Annotated in this window: 1 protein-coding gene; it reads left to right on the top strand. The window is 52.6% G+C overall.

Annotated elements, in window-relative coordinates:
- Positions 1–648: 648 nt before the first annotated feature.
- Positions 649–1,231, top strand: a 583-nt coding sequence (locus UR289_RS21805; protein WP_320711582.1) for a hypothetical protein, incomplete at its 3' end; no start/stop codon positions are given.

Genomic DNA, 1,231 nt, shown 5'->3' with positions numbered 1-1,231 from the left:
ACCAACCGGCGCGGCGACATCATGGCGGGGAACAACCTGTGGATGCAGCGGGATGCGGCGGGGAATGCGAACAGCCAGGTGGTGAACACGTCGGGGAATATTGAGACGCAGGGTGGGGATATTGGGATCAGAACGGCACAATTTTTGAATGTGAGAGATGGTTTAAAGACAAATATCTCCACGGTAGATAAATCTCAAACTATAACGGGATTAGGTGATTCGCTAATAACCGTTCCGATAGATAAATTACCTGACGGTAGTTATGGTATTGCTTATTACCCTGAGGAGCAGCGTTGTTCGGCAGCAGGCAACAATGGCTCAGGCTGTTATTATACTAAGCCAGCATCTGCGGGATATGTTCCATTTGCCTCCACCGTGGAACAAAAGTTCGCTATAAAACAAACCACGAGTCAAGTGGATGCCAATGGTGGGCAGGCCCGTATAAGTTCAGCGAAAAACTTAACTATCAATGCCGGAAACTTAACGAATAACGCCAGTCTTCTTCTGGCAAATAATAATATTTATCTTTCAGGGAATAGTTTATCAAACCAATCTTGGGAGAACTCCGTTTCAACAGATTATTTAATCTACACTTATAAAGGTGTAATTCCTGACGATCTTCAAAAGGTTGAAGATTATAAATATACCTTGAAACCTAAAAATAAGGAAATTGCTGGCTTTAAGCTTACAGGGAGAACAACAGAAAGCGTTGTATACACGGCGTACCGCGCCGTCATCCAGGCGGGCGGCAACGTTACCGCAAACTTCACCAGCAACATCAGCAACACCAGTACCACCGCCAACGCAGGCGGCGTCAGCAACGTTATCTCCACCCCGTCGCTGAACACCCTCAGCAACCAGACCATCGGCAGCGGTGTGCAAAAACAGGGGCTGAGCGCTGCCGGAACCGTGGCGGTGACCTCGCCGCAGTGGAACGATCGGCTTCAGGGGGCGCTGCAGCAGCTTAACGGCGGCGGCGCGCTGGAAAACGGCGGCGCGTCCGGCACGCCTCTCAGCAACGTTGCCACCACGCAGAAAGGTGATGCGAACCTTGGTCAGCTGGGCGCACTGGCGAACGCCGGGGTCATCACCGCCGATCTCCGAACCGCGCAGGGCGGCGCCGTCGGGCACTATCAGGGCCAGCGCGTCGACACCAGCGCTTACCCGCTGCCGTCGGGCAACAACGGCTATTTTGTCTTCTCCGACAACCCGAAAAGCCCGTACCTGATCG

Origin of the sequence: Enterobacter sp. 302C9, from assembly GCF_034106085.1 — a bacterium.
GTDB classification, from domain to species: Bacteria; Pseudomonadota; Gammaproteobacteria; order Enterobacterales; family Enterobacteriaceae; genus Enterobacter; species Enterobacter asburiae_B.
Note: the sequence above shows the minus strand (reverse complement) of the source record. Positions and strands in the feature narration are given on the sequence as shown.